The following is a 20,399-nucleotide window of genomic DNA, read 5'->3' as shown; positions in this document are numbered from 1 at the left end:
TTACTGCTAAATAAATTATATAATATCAAAAATGATAAACGAGTGAATATTCTAATAAAATCTCTTTTTACTAACTTCTTACAAATAGCCGTTTTTGTCAAGCAGAACCTATCGGTGCTCTTTTATAAGTTTATCGATTTCTGACATTATTAATTCAGTCACCTGTTCTGCAGAGGCCTTGGCTGCCCTGATTTCCTCCATTGCTATCGGTTTTCCATAAACGACCTTTAACGTTTTCAAACTTTTGTACGGTCCTATTATGGCGCATGGGACTACATCTGCTTCTGTTCTAAGGGCAAAAAAACCCGCTCCCGATAGACCTTTGCCGATTTCACCCGTTTTACTCCTTGTCCCTTCAGGAAAAAGACCAAACACGTTTCCGTCTTTTAATACCTTTAATCCAGCTCTTAATGATTCCCTGTCCCCTTTCCCCCTTTTTACTGGGAAAGCGTTGCACTTTCTCACGATATTACCCAATACAGGAACCTTGAATAATTCTTCCTTTGCCATAAAATGGACAGGTCGAGGAGCCGTGATACCAACGACTAAAGGATCAAAATTATGAATATGATTTGTACAAAGCAGCACGCCGCCATCTTTTGGGAAATGCTCTAATCCACTAACTTCAATTCGATACAACGGTTTAAAAACACCAGCAACAACTGATCTTGCAAACGAATAAAACGTCACACTTATCCAACCCTTTCATGAACGAGCGCCATTATTTTTTCTACTACTTCGGGGATCGACAAGGATGTTGTGTCAATTTCAATTGCGTCGTCTGCTTTTTTCAATGGTGCAAATTCTCGTTCAGAGTCTATTTTATCCCGACGGGCAATTTCTGCCTTTAATTGTTCTAAATCGGAAGGAAAGCCTTTTTGGAGGTTTTCTGTATGGCGTCTTACGGCTCTTTCTTCTACACTTGCAAGTAAGAAAACCTTTACTTCAGCATTTGGAAGCACATGTGTCCCTATGTCCCTGCCATCCATCACAACCCCGCCGTTTACGGCAAAGGATTGCTGCATTCTTACCATTTCTTCTCGGACCTTTTGATGCTTGGCTACGATCGAAACCGAATTTGTAACTTCTGATGAACGAATCCCTTCCGTTACTTCTTGATTATCAAGAAATACCAATTGACCTTTGGGTGAAGGAAACAGTTCTAATTTTGTTTCTAATAGAGTGTCTAATAGAGAGTTTTCATCTTCTAAGTTAAGGTTATTAACCAGTGCTTTATATGTTAGGGCACGATACATTGCACCAGTATCTATATATATGTAGGATAACTTTTCTGCCACAACTTTTGCTACTGTGCTCTTACCCGCTGCGGCAGGTCCGTCAATTGCGATTGATAATTTTTTTTCCATAGATCCTCCTAAGTTACTCATGTTCGCTTGATACACTCTTATTTATTTTACCATAAGAAAGCCGATTGCCTCTTTTTTTTAGCATTTTTATATGGGATTTTCTTTTATACTGTTCCCACTTTGAGAATAAAAAAAAAGCAGGAATCCTGCTTTTTAATTACTAAAGGTTTGTAGAATCTCTGTAAATGTATTTTCATTTACACCTTCATATTTTGTTAACTGTTCTAATTGAGGAAAGATATCTAGTTGGTGTAAGAATAGCTGAGCGAAAAAAAGAAAGATAAATTGGATAATAATTACCTTTATTAAGATTCTTTCTACAATTTTCATACCATCACTCCAAATTCCAATTATTACTATTATTGGAGTGATGGCATAATTTTATTCTTATACCTTATATAACCTCGTCATAAACTTCTTCGGCATTTTTTAGTTTTTCTACTTCTTCTTCGACACCGTCTGCTGCATTGATAAAGATTCTATAGGTGTCGTCACCGATGGTTCCTAGGAATTCATAACATAATACTTCTTTATTTAAATCGTTCACAATGACCGCTTGTCTTTCTTCCATTACTTTAAAGTTAGGATTTACTTTTGCTCGAGCTTGTTCACTAGTTAGCACTGGTTTTTCAATTTCTCTTTCATCATTTAATGATTTTAAATACTCCTCTGCCGAGAAACCAATTATGTTGCCATTATCGAGCGCCACTTCTACTTTGATAGCCTCAGGATAAATTCTAACTTTGTTTTCAATGGTCACAAAATTAAATACACCTGTATTATCATATTGAGTACTCTCAAACAGCTCTAGATTTTTATAACCATTTTCCTTTAGAAATGCTGCAGCCCTCAGATTTGCATCGTTTAAACTTATTTTCTGCTCTGTAACATCTCTATGATTAATAAACCATATTGGATACCCTGCCTTTTTGGTAATATCCATGCTTCCCTCTTGACCGGTTTTCTTATTTCTTATTGATACACTATAAAAACCATAATCTGAATCTTTCCCGTTCTCAGTTACTTTAACTTCAGCATTCCCATCAAATTTCATATATTTTTTCGCAATACTGATTGCTTCTTTTTCAGAAATGGTCTTCCCTTTAATTTTCTTAAAATTATCGTCCTTCTTTTGCATGTTCGTAAAGCTTGGACCAAAGTCACTTTCATCATAGCCTGATACCGTTTTTTCAACTGTTTTAAATCCATCAATAATCGTATTATCAGTTTGTTCCTTCCCTGACGCTAACGCAAGTTCAACGTCCATCCAGCGAAGATTATTTTCCAACACCATATGCTGTACTTTACGCAGTTCACCCTGAATATCACCAGATTGCTTGTATAAAACTTTTAACGTTTCATACTCCTCTTCTGATAATGGTTCTTTATCCAAATCTCTTACCGCTGTTTGATAACTAAACTTTCCGATTTTAGCTAAAAACTCTTCTGTTTTATTAAATGGCAGCAATGTCAGCGGCAGCTGCCCTACATCACTATGAGCTTCAGAGGTAAGTCTCCAAACTTCAACTAGTGAAGGGGATAAAGAGTGCCTAGAATTCATTGCAAGAGTGCTTCCAATTTTATCGTGAAGTAAATCCATTTCATAGGTAAGATCATGAAAAGCACGTTGATAATTATTTTCAGCATTAATTAGAATCGCATTTTTCTCCCGATGTTCTTGATAACCCCAATAGGCGGTACCCGCAACACCCACGGCTAGAACACCAATAATTATTCCTCTAATCATCCTTTTCACCCCTCTTATTCACAAAAAATATGTTTCCCAATTCGTTTAATTTGTGGTCTTGACCAGATCCACTTGCTTGTAGCTGTTACAGGATTAAAATAATAAAGAGCTTCCCCGGTAGGATCAATACCATTAATCGCATCTAAAACTGCCTTTTTAGCCGTTTCATTTGGGGTAAGCCAAATTTGCCCATCAGCGACGGCAGTAAAAGCGCCAGGTTCGAAAATAACTCCTGATACAGTGTTAGGGAAGGACGCGCTATTTACCCTGTTAAGAATAACGGCAGCTACTGCCACTTGACCTGTATATGGTTCACCTCTCGCTTCTCCATATACAGCATTAGCCATCAATTGGATATCATTACTTGAGAATCCACCTGGAGTGTTAGCCGCAGTTGGTTTAGTTGGTGAAGCTTTTGGAGCAGGTGCAGCCGGTTTTGGATTAGCCGTTTCAGCAGGTGTTTTGGCAGGAGCTTTAGCCGGTGCTTTTGGCTGTGGTGCACTCTGCTTTTTTTGGTCTACTCCACCGTAATGTGTAAATTTATTTCCTTTATTGATTTGTTCCTTTACAAATTGTTTATTAAATTTACTAGCCTTGACCAATTTTTCCTTTGTTTCCGTACCTGCTAGACCATCGATTGGCAGCCCGAACTCATACTGAAAATTCCTTAAAGCCCAGTAGGTGCTCCAACCGAACACTCCATCAATTTTCTTATTGTAAAATCCCAAATACTGAAGTCTGGATTGAAGCTCAATGACATCATCTCCAACCGCACCTTGTTGGATAACCTGATTAGAGAATGCAAATGCCCTGTTGTTCTCCAGAAACGCAAATGGCATTATACAAAGGGAGATTAAGATTGGAATAGTCAAGTTAACGATTTTCTTCTTCATGGTAAAGTAACCCCCAGTTGTAAATCTTTTTAGATGTAACCCTATTTTTTGTCTTAATGGCAAATTTATTCAAAAAAAATCCCCTTCATTTAAGAATGAAAGGAATTTTGAGTTGAATATTGTTTTTTCTTATGGTTAGTCGTTAATATTCTCGCAATCTTAACCTTCCTTAAACCAAACCACCAAAGGAAGATCATAAAAGGTAAAATAATATATAGCCAGTTTTCCTGGGAGATTAAAATGTAATCATAAAATCCATGAAGAATGAATGGCAAGAGCAAAGAAATTATTATCCATTTTGCCTTTTTTCCTTCAGTAAACTTTGCTTTACCAATGTAAAATCCCATAATGACTCCGAATAGAGCATGGCTGGATACAGGCAGAAGCGCTCTTGCCATCGCATGTTCAATTCCATTTGCAATCAAGTAAAAAATATTTTCTACGGTGGCAAAACCAAGTGATACTGCCACCCCATATACAATACCATCGAATGGTTCATCGAACTCAACGTGCTGGTAAATAGCATAAAAAAGGATAAACCATTTGAAAAATTCTTCGAGAAGACTTGAGGAAAGGAATGCTTCAATAAATCCAGATTTAATTATATTCTCCGTATGAAGTACATGCTGAATAAACATGATTGGAAACACTAACAAAGCTCCAAACATGAATGTTCTTAATACAACGGATATGGGCTCTGACTCATATTCATCTTTCAAATAAAAATAACTTAATAAGGCCAGTCCGGGGGCAATACCGGCTGATAATATTCCCAGCATGGTTAATCCTCATTTCAAATCAATTCGTTACTTTTATCCTAACATGATATTGTCATTAATTAAATGAAAGATTATATCCTTTTATTAATAGCCCGTTAAAAATTTATTTTCTCTAGTCCGCTGGCAAGTGCTACTGCTAATTTAATTCTAGCTTTTTTGGAATCATTATCACTGCCAAGGATAACACCCTTATTATAAAGGTCATAGGCACTGCCTTTATAGTCATAAGTTGTATAGACAGAACCTTCTTCTGCACTTGTCGTGACTACTAAGACGATTCCTTCTGAAAGTGATTTTTCAATTTCCTCCATCATTTGAGGTGCTACTTGACCACGTCCAACACCTTCAAGGATGATTCCTTTTACCCCTGATTCTCTTGCAGCCTTAATAAATTTACCATCAGCACCAATATAACATTTTACGATATCTACTTGAGGAATAGGTGATTGAATAGAAAAATATTCTCTCTTTATTGGCTTTTGAAAGATATGTACTACATCATTATCGATAATTCCAAGATAACCGAATCCAAAAACGTTAAATCCTTGGATATTAGACGCGTGTTCTTTTTTTACATATCGGGCAGCAAATATTCGTTCATTGAACACGACAACTGCACCTGCATTCAATAAATCCGTTGAACAGGCTGAATAAATAGCGTGCCTTAGATTAATGAAGACATCACTTCCTAAATCCTCTGGAGAGCGTTGTGAGCCAGTTATTACAACCGGTCGCGGGTCCCTGATAGTTAAATCAAGAAAATAGGCGGTTTCCTCCATGGTATCTGTACCGTGAGTAACGACAACTCCCGAAACCCCTTCATCCTCAAAATACTTTTCAATTTTATTTTTTAATGCAACTAAATCTTCAAAAGTAATATGAATGCTTGCCTTTTGAAATACTGATTCAACAATAACTTCAATGTCGGTAGGAAGATTACACATCGCTGCAAGTTCTTCCCCAGTTAATTCACCCGAAGCTAATTTTCCTGAATCCTTATTCGGTTTGCTGGCAATGGTACCTCCAGTTGTTAACAAAACTACCTTTTTCATAAAAATACTTCACCCCGTAACTTATTTTTCTTTAATAGATTGAGCAATAAGACCTCCGTGGAACCTGCCATTTTCAATAAATATTTCATTAGCATTATTCCCGGCTGCGATGACTCCTGCAATATAAACTCCTTCAATATTCGTCTCCATTGTATCAGGATTAAATAGCGGTCTTCCTGTTTCTTCGTCAATTTTTATCCCCATTGCTTTTAGGAATTGGTGGTCTGGACGATATCCGGTCATGGCAAAAACAAAATCATTGTATATAGCCTTTTCTTCTCCATCCTTTTTATATCTAACTTGATCATTCGTAATTTCAATGATGTGAGAATTAAATTCCATCAGAATAGTACCATTTCGTACTAATGCCTCAAATTCCGGGAGAATCCACGGCTTTATGCTCGGTGAATATTCTGTTCCACGGTATAAAACGGTTACTCTAGCGCCCGCTTTAACAAGTTCAAGAGCCGCGTCGACACTAGAGTTTTTTCCACCTATAACACATACATCCTTGTCAAAATAAGGATGCGCCTCTTTAAAATAATGAGACACTTTAGACAAATCTTCCCCAGGAACATTCATGTAGTTTGGATGGTCATAGTAACCTGTAGCAATTACAACATACGGCGCTTGGTAGGTTTGTTTGTCGGTAACTATGAGGAAACCTTCCTCTTCTTTCACGACCTTCACAACTTGTTCAAAATTGTTGATACGCAGTTGTTTCCTCTTTACGACATCCCGATAGTAGACCAGGGCCTGATTTCTTTTTGGTTTATAGCTTTCAGTAATGAACGGAATATCACCGATTTCTAACTTTTCACTGGTACTAAAAAATGTTTGATGGGTTGGATAATGGTAGATAGCATTTACTATGTTACCTTTTTCAATAATAAGAGGGTTACGCCCGATTTCTTTAAAGGCGATAGCTGCAGCTAAGCCGCATGGTCCACCACCGACAATAATAATATCTTCTAGTTGCAAAATTGATCACCTCAATTTATTATTCCAAAAAAAACTCCTACCGTCATATGATAGGAGTTTTTCCAATATGTTTCAATAGTAAGTTTTTAAATCCATCCTCTAAAACGGCTTGCTTCGGCCATTTTACGAACACCAACCATATATGCAGCCAGGCGCATATCTACACGTCGAGTTTGTGCTGTTTCATAAATATTGTTAAATGACTTGACCATTACTTTCTCGAGTTTTTCTTCTACTTCTTCTTCAGACCAGTAATAGCCTTGGTTATTCTGTACCCATTCGAAGTAGGAAACCGTAACTCCTCCAGCAGATGCAAGTACATCCGGAACCAGCAACACACCTCGCTCGGTTAATATCTCAGTTGCCTCTAGCGTTGTTGGTCCGTTAGCAGCCTCAACAACAATTCCCGCACGAATATTATGAGCATTATCAGCTGTAAGTTGATTTTCTATCGCAGCTGGTACGAGAATATCGCACTCGAGTTCTAACAGTTCCTTATTAGAGATTGTGTTATTAAATAATTTTGTAACGGTGCCAAAACTATCACGACGATCTAAAAGATAGTCGATATCAAGTCCATCCGGATCATATAAAGCACCATACGCATCGGAAATACCTACAACCTTAGCTCCTGCATCATGCATGAATTTTGATAAATAGCTTCCTGCATTTCCAAAGCCTTGAATAACAACTCTTGCACCCTCAATTTCGATACCTTTTCTTTTAGCTGCCTCACGGATACAAATAGTTACACCCTTAGCAGTAGCAGATTCACGACCGTGAGATCCTCCTAGAACCAGCGGCTTTCCAGTAATAAAACCCGGTGAGTTAAATTCATCTATACGACTATACTCGTCCATCATCCAAGCCATAATTTGCGAATTTGTAAAAACATCCGGCGCAGGAATATCTTTCGTAGGACCAACGATTTGACTAATTGCTCGTACATATCCACGGCTTAGTCTTTCTAATTCTCTAAATGACATATCACGAGGATCACAAATAATCCCGCCTTTTCCACCGCCATATGGAAGATCAACAATTCCACACTTTAAGCTCATCCAAATAGAAAGGGCTTTTACTTCTGTCTCGGTTACATTTGGATGAAACCTAATCCCGCCCTTTGTCGGACCGACTGCGTCATTGTGCTGCGCACGGTAGCCGGTAAATATTTTTACTGAGCCGTCATCCATTCTTATTGGAATTTTAACTGTCATCATACGTAACGGCTCTTTTAAGAGCTCATATACTTCTTCAGGATAACCTAACTTTTCAAGAGCTTTATGTATAACAGTCTGTGTTGAAGTTAAAACATTATTTTCTTCCTCTTGATTAGTTTTTTCATTACTATTTTCGGCTACCATTTGTAAACCTCCTAGAAAATCACTTTAACAAATGTTGTCGCTTTCAGACACAAGTATACACGTTTAAATGAATTTATGCAAGATGAAAATTTCACTTTTCACTATTTTCAAGTTATATATTGTAACCGCTATCATCACCGTCAAACAAGGGTTTTTAGCAAAATAAAAAGGAGCGGTGGACTCCTATTTACATATCCTCAAAGTATTTCAAATTCTATTTGAAATATTTTCGAATCGTCTCCACCGCTTTATTTTCAACAACCAGATTTCCATATTCCTCAAGTACATGTGTACTAAGAATCGATGGATTACCATACTCGGATAAAAATGCTGCAATTTTTTCTATAATAGAATGATCAATGTTATTCATATTTAAGTAATATAGATTGTTATAGGAATATAAACTGCCGCCATTTATGTTAAATGAAAGCAGCCTGTGAGAAAGAGCAATGATATCTTCTATACTTTCGAATTGATACAGCAGGTTTTCACAGCCTTCGACCCTTACTTGCATTTCTACAAACCCATCAAATAAGACTTCTTCGTCTTCAATATTATTGTCAACCGTTATGATCATAATCATCCCTTGCGCCTGCAAGGAGAAAATTTCAACTGCAACTGAACCCTGAATCTCAACATCAAATTCCTCACTTGCCTCCTCCAGCATATCGTGAAAAAGTTGATGCCATTTTATTGAATCCTTCCATATGTCGTCCTTGGAAAGTCCTCTTTCCATTAAATCATCAGAGGTTAAAAAAATTTTTATCTTATTGACCGTTAAGCGTTCTAAGCGCATACTCTTTTGCCCCCTGCCGTGACGTAACTCTTATCCCTAGTGTATGTCAATGGCAGTGGTTGGTGCTTTGTCTAAAATACCATCCGTTCCAATAACCACATTTCCCATTCATTAACAGTTTGTCCAAAAATGAAGGATGAGTATTGATCTTTATCAGATGATTTAAAAGCAGTTACAGCCTTACCTCCAAGTCCAATGGTAAGATCCTTATGTTTCTTCGATAGGTGATTAACCAGTAACAGTGCTTCTTTAAGCTCTTCTTGGACTTCACAACAGATGATGACAAAATCTGGTTGAATCATATCCATTATTTTGTCATTCTCATCTTCCGAACTAAATTTTCCGATATTTATTACTTGTATACCCCGTTTTCTTAAATAAAACGTAAACATTAGCAGCTCTAAATTATCCCCATCATTTGAACAGTCGATACATAGGGCTTTATTCTGATGAACATTAATAGGAAAACTGTGAATGATTGTTGCAATCCTGGCTTTTATGAGCGATTTGGAAAAAAACTTTTGTGCAGGGATGATTTTCCCAAGATTGAAAGAATCCTCGATTTTTTTTAGAATCTGACTAAAAATATCAATAATAACTTTTTCCATTGTAAAGATACTAAACATTTTATTAAGAATCTCGTTTATTCTCTCATGCTCAAAATGGACTAAGGCTTCGTACAGAGAATCTGTCATACTGATTAAAGGATTATCTTGCGTTAGGTTTAAGGCTTCTGAATCCATCTGCGATTGATTATGCCCCATTAAGGAGACTGCCTGACTGATGGTAAATCCCTGGTTAACCTTTTTTATTAACCACTTCAATATTTTGATATGTTCCTCTGTATATAATCGATGTCCTGCCTCATTTCTAACTGGAGCAATCATTTGATATCTTCTTTCCCATGCTCTTAGCGTTCCTGGCTGAATCCCCAGCATTAATGCAGCCGCTTTAATATTATATTTACCTTCTTGGTCCGCCATCCCTCAGTCCTCCGATAAGTTACAAGCCATTCTTAAAGAAAGTCAACTCCCTTTTTTAAGGGTAATTAAATGACACTGTGCAGGTGCCCCCAGCCTTAATGGAATCCCTGTTGTACCGTAGCCATTACTAATTAAAATAGTCGTATTCTCTAATTTTTCTACCTTCCCTTTTTTAAATGGGCTATAACCCAAAATATGTATTTGTCCTCCGTGGGTATGTCCACTTAGCACAAGACGAATATTATGTTCGGGCAATATTTTATCTATGATATCTGGATAGTGACTTGCCAATATTTTAAAGCTTTTATTATCTGCATCTAACAACGCCAAGTCCAATCTGTCTCGCCCTTGACCTACTTCATCCACTCCAAGCAAAGATATTTTATCGCCATTTTTAGATTCAAAGATAGCTGCAGTATTATCCAATACTTTTATTCCAGAATCCAAAAGAATGGCATCCAATTTACGAAAGTCCGCTTCATAATCATTATTACCCCAAACAAAATATACTGGACCCACCTGTTTTAATTTCTCAAGGTTTTGCTTAACCCTTTCAAAAGGAACCTTTTTTTCCATTAAATCCCCGCCAATAATTACAATATCAGTTTTCCCTTTAACTGTATTGATAATCTCATCCGAAATAAGACGTTTATGTATATCAGAAATAAAAAATATTGATACCGCTCCGAACGACTCTGGAAAATCTTCAAAGGTCATTTCATGCAGTACCACGTTGTTTAGGAACGCTTCTTTTACCATATATAAGATTAAGGCTATTCCCAAAATTAAAAGTATAACTAGAATAATAATAATCATTCATTTCCCCTTTTCCAATCTAAAATGTTCTATGGAAATCATACCATAAAGGAAACTAAAACTAAAAAGGTCTAAAGCTTACTCCGTTTCTTCTTTACTCCCTTTATTGTAAGTTTGAGAATTTGTTGAAATAGTTGTACACTGCAGACTAATCCTAACAATAAAGCGAATGAGGCAGCTAAAAATTCCAATGGGTAAATAATCGGACCAACCAAAATATCGGTAAAACCAAATGGATAAGTAATGGGAAACCATTCTATAAATAAATATCCACACAGAAAAATAAAAAATATCCGACAGATTATTTTCATCACAAAAATCCCTCCCATACATTCTATGAGAAGGACTTCATTTCTTTCCGTTTCGATTTACTAATCTTCCTGAATACTTAAAATACGGAAACCTTGCTCTTCCAATTTCTTCGTAAACCGGTACATATTGTCTTTCTTTTTATTCAAGTATTATGTCATGAATCTCGAAAATTTTCATATTTATTATTGATGTTTACTTAGGGAGGGAGACAATGTTTACACTTTATAAATCATACTGTCCCGTCGTCAGTCCTTTTGACCCTTGCAAACCAATACTAGAAAAGATTTATTCGACTCCGCCGAATCTATATATCGGTTTTCAACCTCCAAATCTTCCACAATTCACACCACTTGAGGCACTAAAAGCAGGGACTTTATGGAAACCATTTTATGACCCTTACTTCAATCCTTTTGAGAAAACAAAGGGGGGACTGCCGCGATGAAACAAATTCCAGCCGAATATTACCAGATGTTAGAGCAGCTCCAAGCAGTCGACTTTGTTTTAGTTGAACTACAATTATATTTAGATACACATCCGGACGATCTCGAAGCCATTAAACAATTTAATCATTATGCAAAAGAAAGAAAAACGTTAAAAAAGGCTTTTGAAAGTCAATTTGGCCCTCTTATGCAGTTTGGCAACAGTTACTCGGGACACCCTTGGAATTGGAACGATCCTCCATGGCCTTGGCAAGTTTAAAAGCGGAAGCGCCTTGTCCAGGGACGACAGGCATAAGACGAGCCGGCAGGAAGGTTGCTTTTTAACCTTCATGACGGATTGGCTTATGACCCGAGTCCCTAGGCGCTGCAGCTAGATAGTAATCTAATATTATAAAGGGAGGGAATGTTGTACATGTGGATATACGAAAAAAAGCTTCAATATCCAGTTCGCGTTAGTACTTGTAATCCAACTTTAGCAAAATATTTAATTGAGCAATACGGAGGTGCAGATGGCGAACTTTCGGCTGCTTTAAGATATTTAAACCAGCGATATTCCATACCTGATAAAGTAATTGGATTATTAACAGATATAGGTACGGAGGAATTTGCACACCTGGAAATGATTGCCACTATGATATATAAACTCACGAAGGACGCCACTCCAGAAATGATGAAGGCTGCTGGTCTAGGAGATCATTATTCCAATCACGATAATGCGTTATTTTACCATAATGCTGCAGGAGTACCTTGGACAGCTGCCTATATACAAGCCAAAGGTGACCCGATTGCCGATCTATATGAAGATATTGCAGCAGAAGAAAAGGCGAGGGCTACTTACCAATGGATTATTAACCTAAGTGATGACCCTGATTTAAATGATGGTCTTAGATTCCTGCGCGAGCGTGAAATTGTTCATTCACAGCGCTTCCGTGAAGCAGTGGAAATATTAAAGGACGAACAGGGAAAGAAGAAGTTTTTTTAGTACAGGACGAAAGAAGCAGTTTACGGCTGCTTCTTATTTTTTTTCGTGATATAGATTTATGTCATAGATTTTTTTCATAACCTCAAAATCAATATGGCGATTTTTCCAATGTTCTTCTTTTTTCCATAGATCCTTGCTGCGATTTACGATTTCGCACCTTAATTCCTGGTATTCCTTTTCCTTTTTATCCTTTTGCTGTCTTAAGACATTCATCGCTCCATAAAGGATTGCTGTAATGGCCAGCAAACAAATATTTATTGCGTCACTAACCGAGGCAGAAAACATAGCAAAGAAAGAATACGAGTATTGTTTTGCAATCATAAAATAGAAATAACTAAAAAATAGGAAAGCACTAAGCAGCATAGAATAAATCGTTAAGTAATGCCATCTTTTGGCTGTATCAAACTTAATTTTCCTTTTGCGTACGTTTTCCAGCATTTGTTTGGTTGCCTCATCAGTATGCTCCAGTGAACGGATTGGTTTATCCATATTATCAACCACCTCAGTAACATAAATATGAACTTGTCCGATAAATTATGAAAAAATACATAAAAAAAACCGATCAAATAATGATCGGCTACTTATTTAGTGGTATTTTTAAAACTTGACCTAAATGAATTTCATTACCTGATATGTTATTGGCTTTTCGGATGATATCCTCTCCAGCTTTTGAGTGATAATATTTCAAAGAGATTCGATAAAGATTTTCTCCCGATTTAACCGTATGATAAATGACTTGAGGCGCTGGTTCAGCATTTTTATCAGTGCCTTGCCCGCTATTAGTTATTGGTCCCGGAGCTGGACTCTCAATTGTTGTATCCGGGCTGATAGACTTTTGCACTTCGATAGCCTCTTGATCATCCTCCACTGAAGCATTTTCGTTTTCCTCTACTTTGGTTTCAATGGTACTTTCAGTTTCAGGTTTTTCAAAGTTAATAACTTCATATCCGGAAGAGTCCCCATTTACTTTCTCAGTCTTACTGCCATTTCCCTCCTCAAGATACGAGTAAGCACTAAAAATAACAATAGGAAGAAGTATAAAAAATAATACCAAGATACGTATAATTGGATACTTTATTTTCCATTTTGTTTTCTTTCTTTTTTCCCTATGAATTTGTTCTCTCGGAGGTAATTGGTCACGAACCTCAGTTGTTTCTTCATTTATTTTTTCTATTCGCCGCTTTAGCCGTTCGGCCTGGCTTCTAAAAGGTTCTTCCTTATTCATGAAGCAGCCCCTCCTGTTCATCGACATCTATGGTGTGTTTATATTTAATATAAAGTCCTAATAAAAAATCTATTGTAAAATGCATGATTATCGTAACAGCTAAATTGTTACTCCACTGATAAACGGAGCCAATAAAAAAACTAAGAATGACAATATTTGAAAATAAAAACCAATTAAAAAGATATCGATAATGTATGACTGCAAAAATAAGACTTGCAAGGATTAGTCCAACCTTCGTTTGGATGACACCACGGAAGAGTAACTCTTCACTAAATGCAACAAATGCAGCAATCCAGGCTATATGAATAACACTTCTGTTTTTAAAAATTCTTTCGTTCAAACCTCCATCGTCGTAAAATGACTTCGGGAGTAATTTCATTAATAATATATCTACTATGACTATAGCTGCACCTGCTGGAACGCCAATCAATAAAATTCTCACATCAGAAAAGTCAATACTTTGCAAATACGAAAAATGATCAAACAATAGAATACCTAAAATAAAAGTAATACCAAGCAGTAATATCTGAGTCATATATAGATGAGAGAGTAGTTCTCTATCGGTTAATCCTTTAATTAGTTCATTATATTTATTTTTCATATACTCAACTCACGATTTAGTAGAATATTGGATAAATAATCCTTCCACATTTCATCGTTAACAGTATGGTTTTGGGTATTATCAGTTGCTTCGTATTGTTTTAAATCAATTCCACAAACGTCGCAGCATTTCTGTTTATTGCCCTCAACAGGCTCCTCTTCAAAATAACCTAGAATTAATTCTCTTCTGCACGATTTCGATTTAATCCACTTTTTTAAATAATCAATACTGTCCTTCTTAACCTTCAATCTCTCATTAACAAAATCCTTCAAGCTTCGTTTTGCTTGTTCTAGGTTAGAAAAATCTAGAGGCTTTTTGATAAAGTCTTGAATAATCCGCCACTGAACCTCAGAGAACCCCCCATCCTCTCTTAAATGCTGATTCATTTCAAGAAAATGGTTATTCAGTTTTTCTTCCTTTGGAAAATAGGAAAATAGCCAGTCAATTTGCAGCTCAGACGGTAATTCGCCTTCCGCTAACTGTACAGGAAGTTGTTCATCCCCTGGAGAATATAAAAAATAAGCAATACTATCCTCGCCATCGCGTCCTGCCCGTCCAATTTCCTGCAAATAAGATTCCATTTGCATTGGCATATGGTAATGAATAATAAATCGTATATTTTCCTTATTAACTCCCATCCCAAAAGCACTTGTTGCACAAATTACATCAAGTTGTCCGTGAATAAATTGTTGTTGTATTAAAATTCTTTGTTCCTGGTCTAAGCCTCCATGGTAAGCCATGGCTCTCGTAATTCCCTTCTCCGCTAATAGAGAAGCCATTTGTTCAGCCATTTTCTTACTCGAAAAATAAATGATTCCCGGTTTCTGAAGCTGTAGAACTAATTCAATCAAACGAGATTGTTTAACATAATAGTTAGGTACTTCTTCAATGTAAAAAGCGATATTAGGCCGGTCTATGGTTGATTCGATTTTGGTAAAACGGTGTAAGTCGAGAGATTGAATAATATCCTCTCTTACCTTTTTGGTCGCCGTTGCTGTTAAAGCAAGGGTTAGGGGATTCCCCAATTGTTTTCGGTATTCACCTAACTTCGAATATTCTGGGCGGAAGTCGTATCCCCACTGTGAAATACAATGTGCCTCATCTACTACAAATAATGAAACAGAAAGAGCCTTCAGTTTATTCATAATAATGGGCATGCTTAACATCTCTGGCGAGACGAAAATATATTTATATTTTGTTAAATTCCGTAATACGTATCCTCTCTTCTCATAATCAAGAAAAGAGTTCAATGCAATGACACGTTTCTCGCCAAACTTCATTAGTTGTTCCACCTGGTCCTGCATAAGAGATAACAGTGGAGAAATGATTAGGATTTGACCATCTAGACAATACCCTGGAAGTTGATAGCATAAGGATTTCCCAGTGCCCGTTGGAAGCATTGCAATCGTGTCGTTCCCTCCAAGCAGAGAAGAAATCACTTCCTTTTGCCCGGTTTTAAAAGTTTGATAACCAAAATACTTATAAAGAATATTTTCTAATTCCATTACCTATCACCATACTTTGCAAGAACGAGTCTGATTTGAAAGTAGGAAGCTGTTTTTAAAGTATTCCTAATTACCTTAAGCTGCCTAGTAGCTTCTTGCCTAGAAATTTCTAAAATCTTAAGCTGAACTTCTTCATCTACATACGAATTAATGGAAAAATCTTTAACATTCAAAGCAAACTCTACTAGATGGTCTTCAATCGTACTTATTTTTAAATTCCGAATGCTTGCAATTTCCTCTGCGGTAAAGCCCTGATTTAAAAGCACCAGGGTTTTCCGAGCCGAAAGTGTTAAAGAATCCTTTTGATCTACATTATCCAGCAGCGATGATAACACTTTAAAGCGAGAAGGATTACTTTCAACAAAATGAATTAAACAATGAATTATATTTATAAATTCAAGATGATAGTATATTGAATCTATATTTAACTTTTTTGCAATTTGGGACGAGGTCATTCCAATTTGCTTGTATCCCGTTAATCGAAAGATCAAGACGTCTGAATTGACATCCCTTGCCTGTTCAAGAATTTCAACTAATTCCGAAAAAAGGGATTTTCCCAGTTCACTCTTTGGTATAGAGGCAGACTTAAGGAAACCCTTTAACCAGTTATGAACTTCTACATTTTTTTGGATTGGGATATATTTCGTTTCTTGGAATGTAAAATTTGAAATTACTTGTACTAATAATGAGAGTCTTTCCCAAACTAATAAAGTAAAGGGTTGATACCGCCAGCCATTCACATAATATGGCTGTGCATGATTTATTAAAAAATTTTCCCCAGCTGAGGTAAGTAGAAATCTTTGTTCCCCACATGGTTCAACCAGTTTTTTTTCAAGTAAGTGGTTAAAAATCTCATCAAAAGATTCTCGTGTTAATGGTTCAAGTATCCGAAAGTACCTTTTAAGTGAAAATAAATGGGCATCCTGAAGTGTTTGCGATGATTTTTTACCATTTAAAAGATGATAGATGGAATAAATTGTTCGTTCACCATTTAATTGTTTTAAACAATATAACAAAATGTTTTCAATTTTACACATTTTATTCCACCACTTTTTACTCATAATCGACAAATTCACCTATTTTTCTATCCCTTATTCTATCATGAAACTCACAGTCGTGTTGCTAAAAATTGTGGAATATTAGCAGAATCCAAATCCTACAGAGCATTTTTCTATTGAAAAGTTACTCTTAGAGTTTTACAATAGGAGTGAGTAATGCGTTTCCATAATATATGGAATGTAGTAAGTTATTTTATTGGGAGGTTTTTTTTTCATGGCAAAGTATACGATTGTTGACAAAGAAACTTGCATTGCATGCGGAGCATGTGGTGCAGCAGCACCAGACATTTACGATTATGATGATGAGGGTATTGCATTTGTAACTCTTGATGATAATGAGGGTATTGTTGAGATCCCTGATGTATTAATTGATGACATGATGGATGCTTTTGAAGGCTGTCCTACAGATTCAATTAAAGTTGCTGACGAACCATTTGATGGCAACGCAACAAAATTCGAATAATATTTTGTCATAAAAATATTGTTAAGCTGCTACCCCCGCCAACTTAGGCGGGGGTTATTTATTATAATATAAAAGGACAATAAATAATTTATAATAATTATTATTACTTCCTAAAATTAATTTTGAAAAGAAAAAGCACTAACCAATTGTGACGGTTAGTGCAATAATTACTTATTTTTGGATAACTAAGACCTGTTCAGGCATGATGAGATCCGATTTTAGTTGATTAACTTCCTTAAGCTTTTCAACTGTAAGATTACTTTTCATTGCAATGGAAGTCAGGGTGTCTCCGGCTTGTACAATATATTGGGCTTTATCACCAGGTACATTCGTACTAGCTACTAGGCTTTCTGTGTTAGCCATACCACCTTTTACTGCCACACCTACCTCGGCATTGCCAAGAAGCCTTTCAGGATCAATAGCATTTTTCTTATCATACGTCCATTCGATTTGATGACTCTCAAAATGGAGATGAACGCCTGTAGATTCTCCCGTTCTTCCCATTGTTCCAATTCTATCACCCTGTTTGATCACTTGCCCTTCGTTTACTAGTCGATTATTTAGGTGAGCATATACGGTAACAAAATTATTGGGGTGCTTAATAAAGATAACATTTCCATATGTTTTCGAATAATAGGATTTACCTACTATACCATCCTCCACAGCAACTACAGGTGAATTAAGACTCCCAGCTATATCTATTCCTTTATGTGTACCATGCCTAGTCCCATATGTATCAGATACGACACCATCGGTGGGCCATATCCATCCTGCTTTTATTTCTTTTGAATCCTCCACACTCGCTTCCGTCTGCTTACCTCCTAAGAATAATAAACTGACACAAAGCGCCATAATTGCGGCGATTAAAAGCCGCCTTATGTAGTCTCGCATTTAATTTTTTTCCTCCTTAATCTTGTCCTCTCCTCCACAAACAATATGTTTATCTACTTATGTTTAGAACATATAGTTTGATGAGGAGCGGTTGAACATACTTGTTATAATTTGGAGAGAAATGGTTTTTTATTCATAAAAGTATAGAAAAGTGGAAGGCGCCTGCCTATCGGCGACAAGCATAAGACGAGCCGGCAGGAAGGTTGTTCTTTAACCTTCTTGACGGATTGACTTATAACCTCGAGCCGATGGCGCCTATAACTAGACCAAAAAAGATTAACCTTGATAAGGTCAATCTTTTTTAACTGATTTTTTATTGGATTTGAAGATGATTCGGTGCTAGTGGAACAGTTATATCCTGTGTTAAATCAAACGGTCCTAAAAGCTTGATAGGAGCATTTAATATGGTTACTGTATCTATTCCAAAATTCTTAGCAGTTAATAAAATAGCTTCATAGGAGTACAGAGTTTCTTTGTTGTTTTCCATTGCTGCGTTTTCATCCAGGGTGATGATTAATTTATTTTCTTTGGTTGTAACCTCCTTAATAGGGAAGGAAGGTACCAATGAGGCTGCTAGACCCAGCTCTTGATGATCTGTCTTCATTGCTTCGAATGCAGCGTTAATATCTTGATACGTATCAGCCGAAGGGACGAGGTAGGTGGTTTCCATCCCATCAGGTGTATAAAAGAAATAGGCGTGTTTTCCTTCTGGTTTAACTTCTATTTCTTGCAGTACGCCATAATTACCAAGTTCTATACCGGGCTGACCATCTGTTTTTAGCATAATTTTATCTATATTGCTGTTCGAAGCTATATTATTCTTTAGCGTGGTAATAAAATTAAATTCAGCAGTTGAACCTTGCCCATAAGGATGATTTTTAGGTACATCAACAATGACAGTATTCTTAGTATCATCCCATTCGAACTTGGCATTTACAGGATAATAATCAGATAGTCCCCATTCCTCTTCATTTAACAATTCCATTGATTCGGTAAAGGCAGTTAACCATTCCTTATTATTATCTAGAGAAACAACAATAGAAATAGGTACAAGATTTTGTGCCTGCGAATCAGGAATCCAATAGGTGAATACAGTTCCATCACCCACTTCATCATCATACAAAGCATTTTTATTGATTGCGGTTATCCGCATTTCAGGTTCAGAACCTGATATACTATCCTCTTTTTTCATCAAAAGCGACGATTGATCATCAGACTGGCTTATTTTTGATTCACTTGACGAGTCTTCCTGTTTTGCACTATCAAAAGAATTTTGGGTTCCATTCAACATTTTAGGAACCAATAAGAAAAATAAGAGTAAGGCGGCTGCAGCTGCAAAACCTGGAATTAGCCACGCCGGTCTTTTTCTCTTTTTTATAGAAAGATTTTGGTATATGTCACGAGGATTGCGATGGTCATGTATTTTCGGCATTTGCCTTAGTAATTCTTCGAGCTGCTTATCGCTCCACTCTGACTTTTTCACTTTCTAATCCCTCCTTTTCATTAAACATTTCCATATATTTCTTTAAAACCTTTAATGCGCGGTGCTGTGTTGTTTTGACTTTACTTTCTGTCCACCCCAGTGCTTCGGCAGTTTCGGTAATCGATAAATCATTTAAGAAACGTAATATCACAACAGAACGTTGATCCACTGTACAATGCTCTAAGCACTGATAAATCCATTTGACTTCTTCTTTATGAACCATAATTTCTTCTGGAATCGGGTATTTATCTTTTACTTGGCTGCTAGACCAATCAAACTTTTCGAGCAGCCTGCCCTTCCATCCTTTTTGCTTCCGAAATGAATCAATTGCAACATTCCGTGCGATAGAAAAAAGCCATGTTTTTTCGCTGCTCTTTCCTTCAAAACGATGATAGGATTTAAACACCCTGATATATACTTCTTGTACTAAATCCTCTGCCTGTTCCTTGTTTCTTACCAAATAAAATAAAAATTGAAAAACGTCATGATGATATTTTTGATATAGTTCATCGAAAACGGAGTCCATCCATTCCCCTCCCCGTTCATAGAATTAGTCGATACTTATGTATAAAAAGTTTCACATCTTAAATATAGACTGTTTAAACCAAAAAGTGAAGGCAATCGTTGGAACCATTAAAAAACAAAAAACTCACCAGTAATA

The 20,399-nt window shown here is 36.5% G+C and carries 25 protein-coding genes; 4 read left to right on the top strand and 21 right to left on the bottom strand.

The annotated features are described in order from the left end of the window. Positions 1-108: 108 nt before the first annotated feature. From QFZ28_RS10795 to QFZ28_RS10735, 13 genes are all read right to left on the bottom strand, one after another. Positions 109-690 carry a lysophospholipid acyltransferase family protein gene (locus tag QFZ28_RS10795; protein ID WP_307194631.1) on the bottom strand — a complete coding sequence of 194 codons (582 nt, stop codon included), beginning with the start codon at positions 688-690 and terminating at the stop codon, positions 109-111. 2 nt (positions 691-692) lie between these two features. Then, complete coding sequence (gene cmk / locus QFZ28_RS10790; RefSeq protein ID WP_307194630.1) at positions 693-1,367, bottom strand: (d)CMP kinase; 675 nt, start codon at positions 1,365-1,367, stop codon at positions 693-695. Positions 1,368-1,520: 153 nt separating this feature from the next. Then, on the bottom strand, positions 1,521-1,697 hold the full coding sequence (locus QFZ28_RS10785; RefSeq protein ID WP_307194629.1) for a YpfB family protein: 177 nt from the start codon (positions 1,695-1,697) through the stop codon (positions 1,521-1,523). 64 nt (positions 1,698-1,761) lie between these two features. After that, positions 1,762-3,114 carry a germination protein YpeB gene (gene ypeB / locus QFZ28_RS10780; RefSeq protein WP_307194628.1) on the bottom strand — a complete coding sequence of 451 codons (1,353 nt, stop codon included), beginning with the start codon at positions 3,112-3,114 and terminating at the stop codon, positions 1,762-1,764. A gap of 14 nt (positions 3,115-3,128) precedes the next feature. Continuing rightward, positions 3,129-4,007, bottom strand: coding sequence for a spore cortex-lytic enzyme (gene sleB / locus QFZ28_RS10775; protein WP_307194627.1), 879 nt, complete (start codon positions 4,005-4,007; stop codon positions 3,129-3,131). Between the two features lie 89 nt (positions 4,008-4,096). Then, positions 4,097-4,786, bottom strand: coding sequence for a glutamic-type intramembrane protease PrsW (gene prsW / locus QFZ28_RS10770; protein ID WP_307194626.1), 690 nt, complete (start codon positions 4,784-4,786; stop codon positions 4,097-4,099). 95 nt (positions 4,787-4,881) lie between these two features. After that, positions 4,882-5,838: an asparaginase gene (locus tag QFZ28_RS10765; RefSeq protein WP_307194625.1), complete on the bottom strand. Its 957-nt coding sequence runs from the start codon at positions 5,836-5,838 to the stop codon at positions 4,882-4,884. Positions 5,839-5,859: 21 nt separating this feature from the next. Next, a complete protein-coding gene (locus QFZ28_RS10760; protein ID WP_307194624.1) occupies positions 5,860-6,819 on the bottom strand; it encodes a YpdA family putative bacillithiol disulfide reductase in 960 nt (319 codons plus the stop codon). 86 nt (positions 6,820-6,905) lie between these two features. After that, a complete protein-coding gene (locus QFZ28_RS10755; protein ID WP_307194623.1) occupies positions 6,906-8,183 on the bottom strand; it encodes a Glu/Leu/Phe/Val family dehydrogenase in 1,278 nt (425 codons plus the stop codon). A 214-nt stretch (positions 8,184-8,397) separates the two neighbouring features. Further along, positions 8,398-8,979 carry a genetic competence negative regulator gene (locus QFZ28_RS10750; protein ID WP_307194622.1) on the bottom strand — a complete coding sequence of 194 codons (582 nt, stop codon included), beginning with the start codon at positions 8,977-8,979 and terminating at the stop codon, positions 8,398-8,400. Between the two features lie 71 nt (positions 8,980-9,050). Beyond that, the gene (locus QFZ28_RS10745; RefSeq protein ID WP_307194621.1) at positions 9,051-9,962 is read right to left on the bottom strand and encodes a MerR family transcriptional regulator; all 912 of its coding nucleotides are present in this window, start codon (positions 9,960-9,962) and stop codon (positions 9,051-9,053) included. Between the two features lie 42 nt (positions 9,963-10,004). Beyond that, positions 10,005-10,778, bottom strand: coding sequence for a metallophosphoesterase (locus QFZ28_RS10740; protein WP_307194620.1), 774 nt, complete (start codon positions 10,776-10,778; stop codon positions 10,005-10,007). A gap of 71 nt (positions 10,779-10,849) precedes the next feature. Beyond that, on the bottom strand, positions 10,850-11,092 hold the full coding sequence (locus tag QFZ28_RS10735; RefSeq protein WP_307194619.1) for a hypothetical protein: 243 nt from the start codon (positions 11,090-11,092) through the stop codon (positions 10,850-10,852). 209 nt (positions 11,093-11,301) lie between these two features. On the opposite strand from QFZ28_RS10735, the gene QFZ28_RS10730 reads away from it, so the two are divergent. The 3 genes from QFZ28_RS10730 (at position 11,302) to QFZ28_RS10720 (ending at position 12,512) form a co-directional block, all read left to right on the top strand. Next, a complete protein-coding gene (locus QFZ28_RS10730) occupies positions 11,302-11,532 on the top strand; it encodes a spore coat associated protein CotJA (protein ID WP_307194618.1) in 231 nt (76 codons plus the stop codon). After that, a complete protein-coding gene (locus QFZ28_RS10725) occupies positions 11,529-11,789 on the top strand; it encodes a spore coat protein CotJB (RefSeq protein WP_307194617.1) in 261 nt (86 codons plus the stop codon). Before QFZ28_RS10730 ends, QFZ28_RS10725 begins: the two co-directional genes overlap by 4 nt. A gap of 153 nt (positions 11,790-11,942) precedes the next feature. Then, positions 11,943-12,512, top strand: coding sequence for a manganese catalase family protein (locus QFZ28_RS10720; RefSeq protein WP_307194616.1), 570 nt, complete (start codon positions 11,943-11,945; stop codon positions 12,510-12,512). A gap of 33 nt (positions 12,513-12,545) precedes the next feature. On the opposite strand, the gene QFZ28_RS10715 is transcribed toward QFZ28_RS10720, so the two are convergent. From QFZ28_RS10715 to QFZ28_RS10695, 5 genes are all read right to left on the bottom strand, one after another. Then, positions 12,546-13,001, bottom strand: a complete 456-nt coding sequence (locus QFZ28_RS10715) for a DUF2663 family protein (RefSeq protein WP_307194615.1) — start codon at positions 12,999-13,001, stop codon at positions 12,546-12,548. A gap of 88 nt (positions 13,002-13,089) precedes the next feature. Continuing rightward, positions 13,090-13,737: a LysM peptidoglycan-binding domain-containing protein gene (locus tag QFZ28_RS10710; RefSeq protein WP_307194614.1), complete on the bottom strand. Its 648-nt coding sequence runs from the start codon at positions 13,735-13,737 to the stop codon at positions 13,090-13,092. Beyond that, positions 13,730-14,338: a CPBP family intramembrane glutamic endopeptidase gene (locus QFZ28_RS10705; RefSeq protein WP_307194613.1), complete on the bottom strand. Its 609-nt coding sequence runs from the start codon at positions 14,336-14,338 to the stop codon at positions 13,730-13,732. Before QFZ28_RS10705 ends, QFZ28_RS10710 begins: the two co-directional genes overlap by 8 nt. Then, a complete protein-coding gene (locus tag QFZ28_RS10700; RefSeq protein ID WP_307194612.1) occupies positions 14,335-15,843 on the bottom strand; it encodes a RecQ family ATP-dependent DNA helicase in 1,509 nt (502 codons plus the stop codon). The genes QFZ28_RS10705 and QFZ28_RS10700 overlap by 4 nt, the downstream gene beginning before the upstream one ends. Next, on the bottom strand, positions 15,843-16,880 hold the full coding sequence (locus tag QFZ28_RS10695; protein ID WP_307194611.1) for a helix-turn-helix domain-containing protein: 1,038 nt from the start codon (positions 16,878-16,880) through the stop codon (positions 15,843-15,845). The genes QFZ28_RS10700 and QFZ28_RS10695 overlap by 1 nt, the downstream gene beginning before the upstream one ends. 235 nt (positions 16,881-17,115) lie before the next feature. Between QFZ28_RS10695 and QFZ28_RS10690 the strand changes: the two genes are divergently transcribed. After that, entirely contained in the window at positions 17,116-17,364 is a 249-nt protein-coding gene (locus tag QFZ28_RS10690; protein ID WP_063251244.1) for a ferredoxin, read from the top strand. Positions 17,365-17,535: 171 nt separating this feature from the next. On the opposite strand, the gene QFZ28_RS10685 is transcribed toward QFZ28_RS10690, so the two are convergent. The 3 genes from QFZ28_RS10685 to sigX all read right to left on the bottom strand — a co-directional run bounded on the left by QFZ28_RS10685 (position 17,536) and on the right by sigX (position 20,264). Continuing rightward, positions 17,536-18,255 carry a peptidoglycan DD-metalloendopeptidase family protein gene (locus QFZ28_RS10685; protein ID WP_307194610.1) on the bottom strand — a complete coding sequence of 240 codons (720 nt, stop codon included), beginning with the start codon at positions 18,253-18,255 and terminating at the stop codon, positions 17,536-17,538. 313 nt (positions 18,256-18,568) lie between these two features. Beyond that, the gene (locus QFZ28_RS10680) at positions 18,569-19,738 is read right to left on the bottom strand and encodes a hypothetical protein (protein WP_307194609.1); all 1,170 of its coding nucleotides are present in this window, start codon (positions 19,736-19,738) and stop codon (positions 18,569-18,571) included. Further along, positions 19,713-20,264: an RNA polymerase sigma factor SigX gene (sigX, locus tag QFZ28_RS10675; protein WP_307194608.1), complete on the bottom strand. Its 552-nt coding sequence runs from the start codon at positions 20,262-20,264 to the stop codon at positions 19,713-19,715. Before sigX ends, QFZ28_RS10680 begins: the two co-directional genes overlap by 26 nt. Between the last annotated feature and the right edge of the window lie 135 nt (positions 20,265-20,399).

Source organism: Neobacillus niacini (genome assembly GCF_030817695.1).
In the GTDB taxonomy this organism is placed as follows: Bacteria; Bacillota; Bacilli; order Bacillales; family Cytobacillaceae; genus Neobacillus; species Neobacillus niacini_F.
This window is presented reverse-complemented; position numbering and strand designations above follow the sequence as displayed.

Bases quoted from the DNA above. Each gene is read 5' to 3' on its own strand.
- ypeB (WP_307194628.1), bottom strand. From the start codon at position 3,114: ATGATTAGAGGAATAATTATTGGTGTTCTAGCCGTGGGTGTTGCGGGT.
- cmk (WP_307194630.1), bottom strand. From the start codon at position 1,367: ATGGAAAAAAAATTATCAATCGCAATTGACGGACCTGCCGCAGCGGGT.
- QFZ28_RS10695 (WP_307194611.1), bottom strand. From the start codon at position 16,880: ATGTGTAAAATTGAAAACATTTTGTTATATTGTTTAAAACAATTAAAT.
- QFZ28_RS10755 (WP_307194623.1), bottom strand. From the start codon at position 8,183: ATGGTAGCCGAAAATAGTAATGAAAAAACTAATCAAGAGGAAGAAAAT.
- QFZ28_RS10785 (WP_307194629.1), bottom strand. From the start codon at position 1,697: ATGAAAATTGTAGAAAGAATCTTAATAAAGGTAATTATTATCCAATTT.
- QFZ28_RS10745 (WP_307194621.1), bottom strand. From the start codon at position 9,962: ATGGCGGACCAAGAAGGTAAATATAATATTAAAGCGGCTGCATTAATG.
- sigX (WP_307194608.1), bottom strand. From the start codon at position 20,264: ATGGACTCCGTTTTCGATGAACTATATCAAAAATATCATCATGACGTT.
- QFZ28_RS10740 (WP_307194620.1), bottom strand. From the start codon at position 10,778: ATGATTATTATTATTCTAGTTATACTTTTAATTTTGGGAATAGCCTTA.
- QFZ28_RS10710 (WP_307194614.1), bottom strand. From the start codon at position 13,737: ATGAATAAGGAAGAACCTTTTAGAAGCCAGGCCGAACGGCTAAAGCGG.
- QFZ28_RS10705 (WP_307194613.1), bottom strand. From the start codon at position 14,338: ATGAAAAATAAATATAATGAACTAATTAAAGGATTAACCGATAGAGAA.
- QFZ28_RS10725 (WP_307194617.1), top strand. From the start codon at position 11,529: ATGAAACAAATTCCAGCCGAATATTACCAGATGTTAGAGCAGCTCCAA.
- QFZ28_RS10690 (WP_063251244.1), top strand. From the start codon at position 17,116: ATGGCAAAGTATACGATTGTTGACAAAGAAACTTGCATTGCATGCGGA.
- prsW (WP_307194626.1), bottom strand. From the start codon at position 4,786: ATGCTGGGAATATTATCAGCCGGTATTGCCCCCGGACTGGCCTTATTA.
- QFZ28_RS10720 (WP_307194616.1), top strand. From the start codon at position 11,943: ATGTGGATATACGAAAAAAAGCTTCAATATCCAGTTCGCGTTAGTACT.
- sleB (WP_307194627.1), bottom strand. From the start codon at position 4,007: ATGAAGAAGAAAATCGTTAACTTGACTATTCCAATCTTAATCTCCCTT.
- QFZ28_RS10765 (WP_307194625.1), bottom strand. From the start codon at position 5,838: ATGAAAAAGGTAGTTTTGTTAACAACTGGAGGTACCATTGCCAGCAAA.
- QFZ28_RS10715 (WP_307194615.1), bottom strand. From the start codon at position 13,001: ATGGATAAACCAATCCGTTCACTGGAGCATACTGATGAGGCAACCAAA.
- QFZ28_RS10700 (WP_307194612.1), bottom strand. From the start codon at position 15,843: ATGGAATTAGAAAATATTCTTTATAAGTATTTTGGTTATCAAACTTTT.
- QFZ28_RS10685 (WP_307194610.1), bottom strand. From the start codon at position 18,255: ATGCGAGACTACATAAGGCGGCTTTTAATCGCCGCAATTATGGCGCTT.
- QFZ28_RS10750 (WP_307194622.1), bottom strand. From the start codon at position 8,979: ATGCGCTTAGAACGCTTAACGGTCAATAAGATAAAAATTTTTTTAACC.
- QFZ28_RS10730 (WP_307194618.1), top strand. From the start codon at position 11,302: ATGTTTACACTTTATAAATCATACTGTCCCGTCGTCAGTCCTTTTGAC.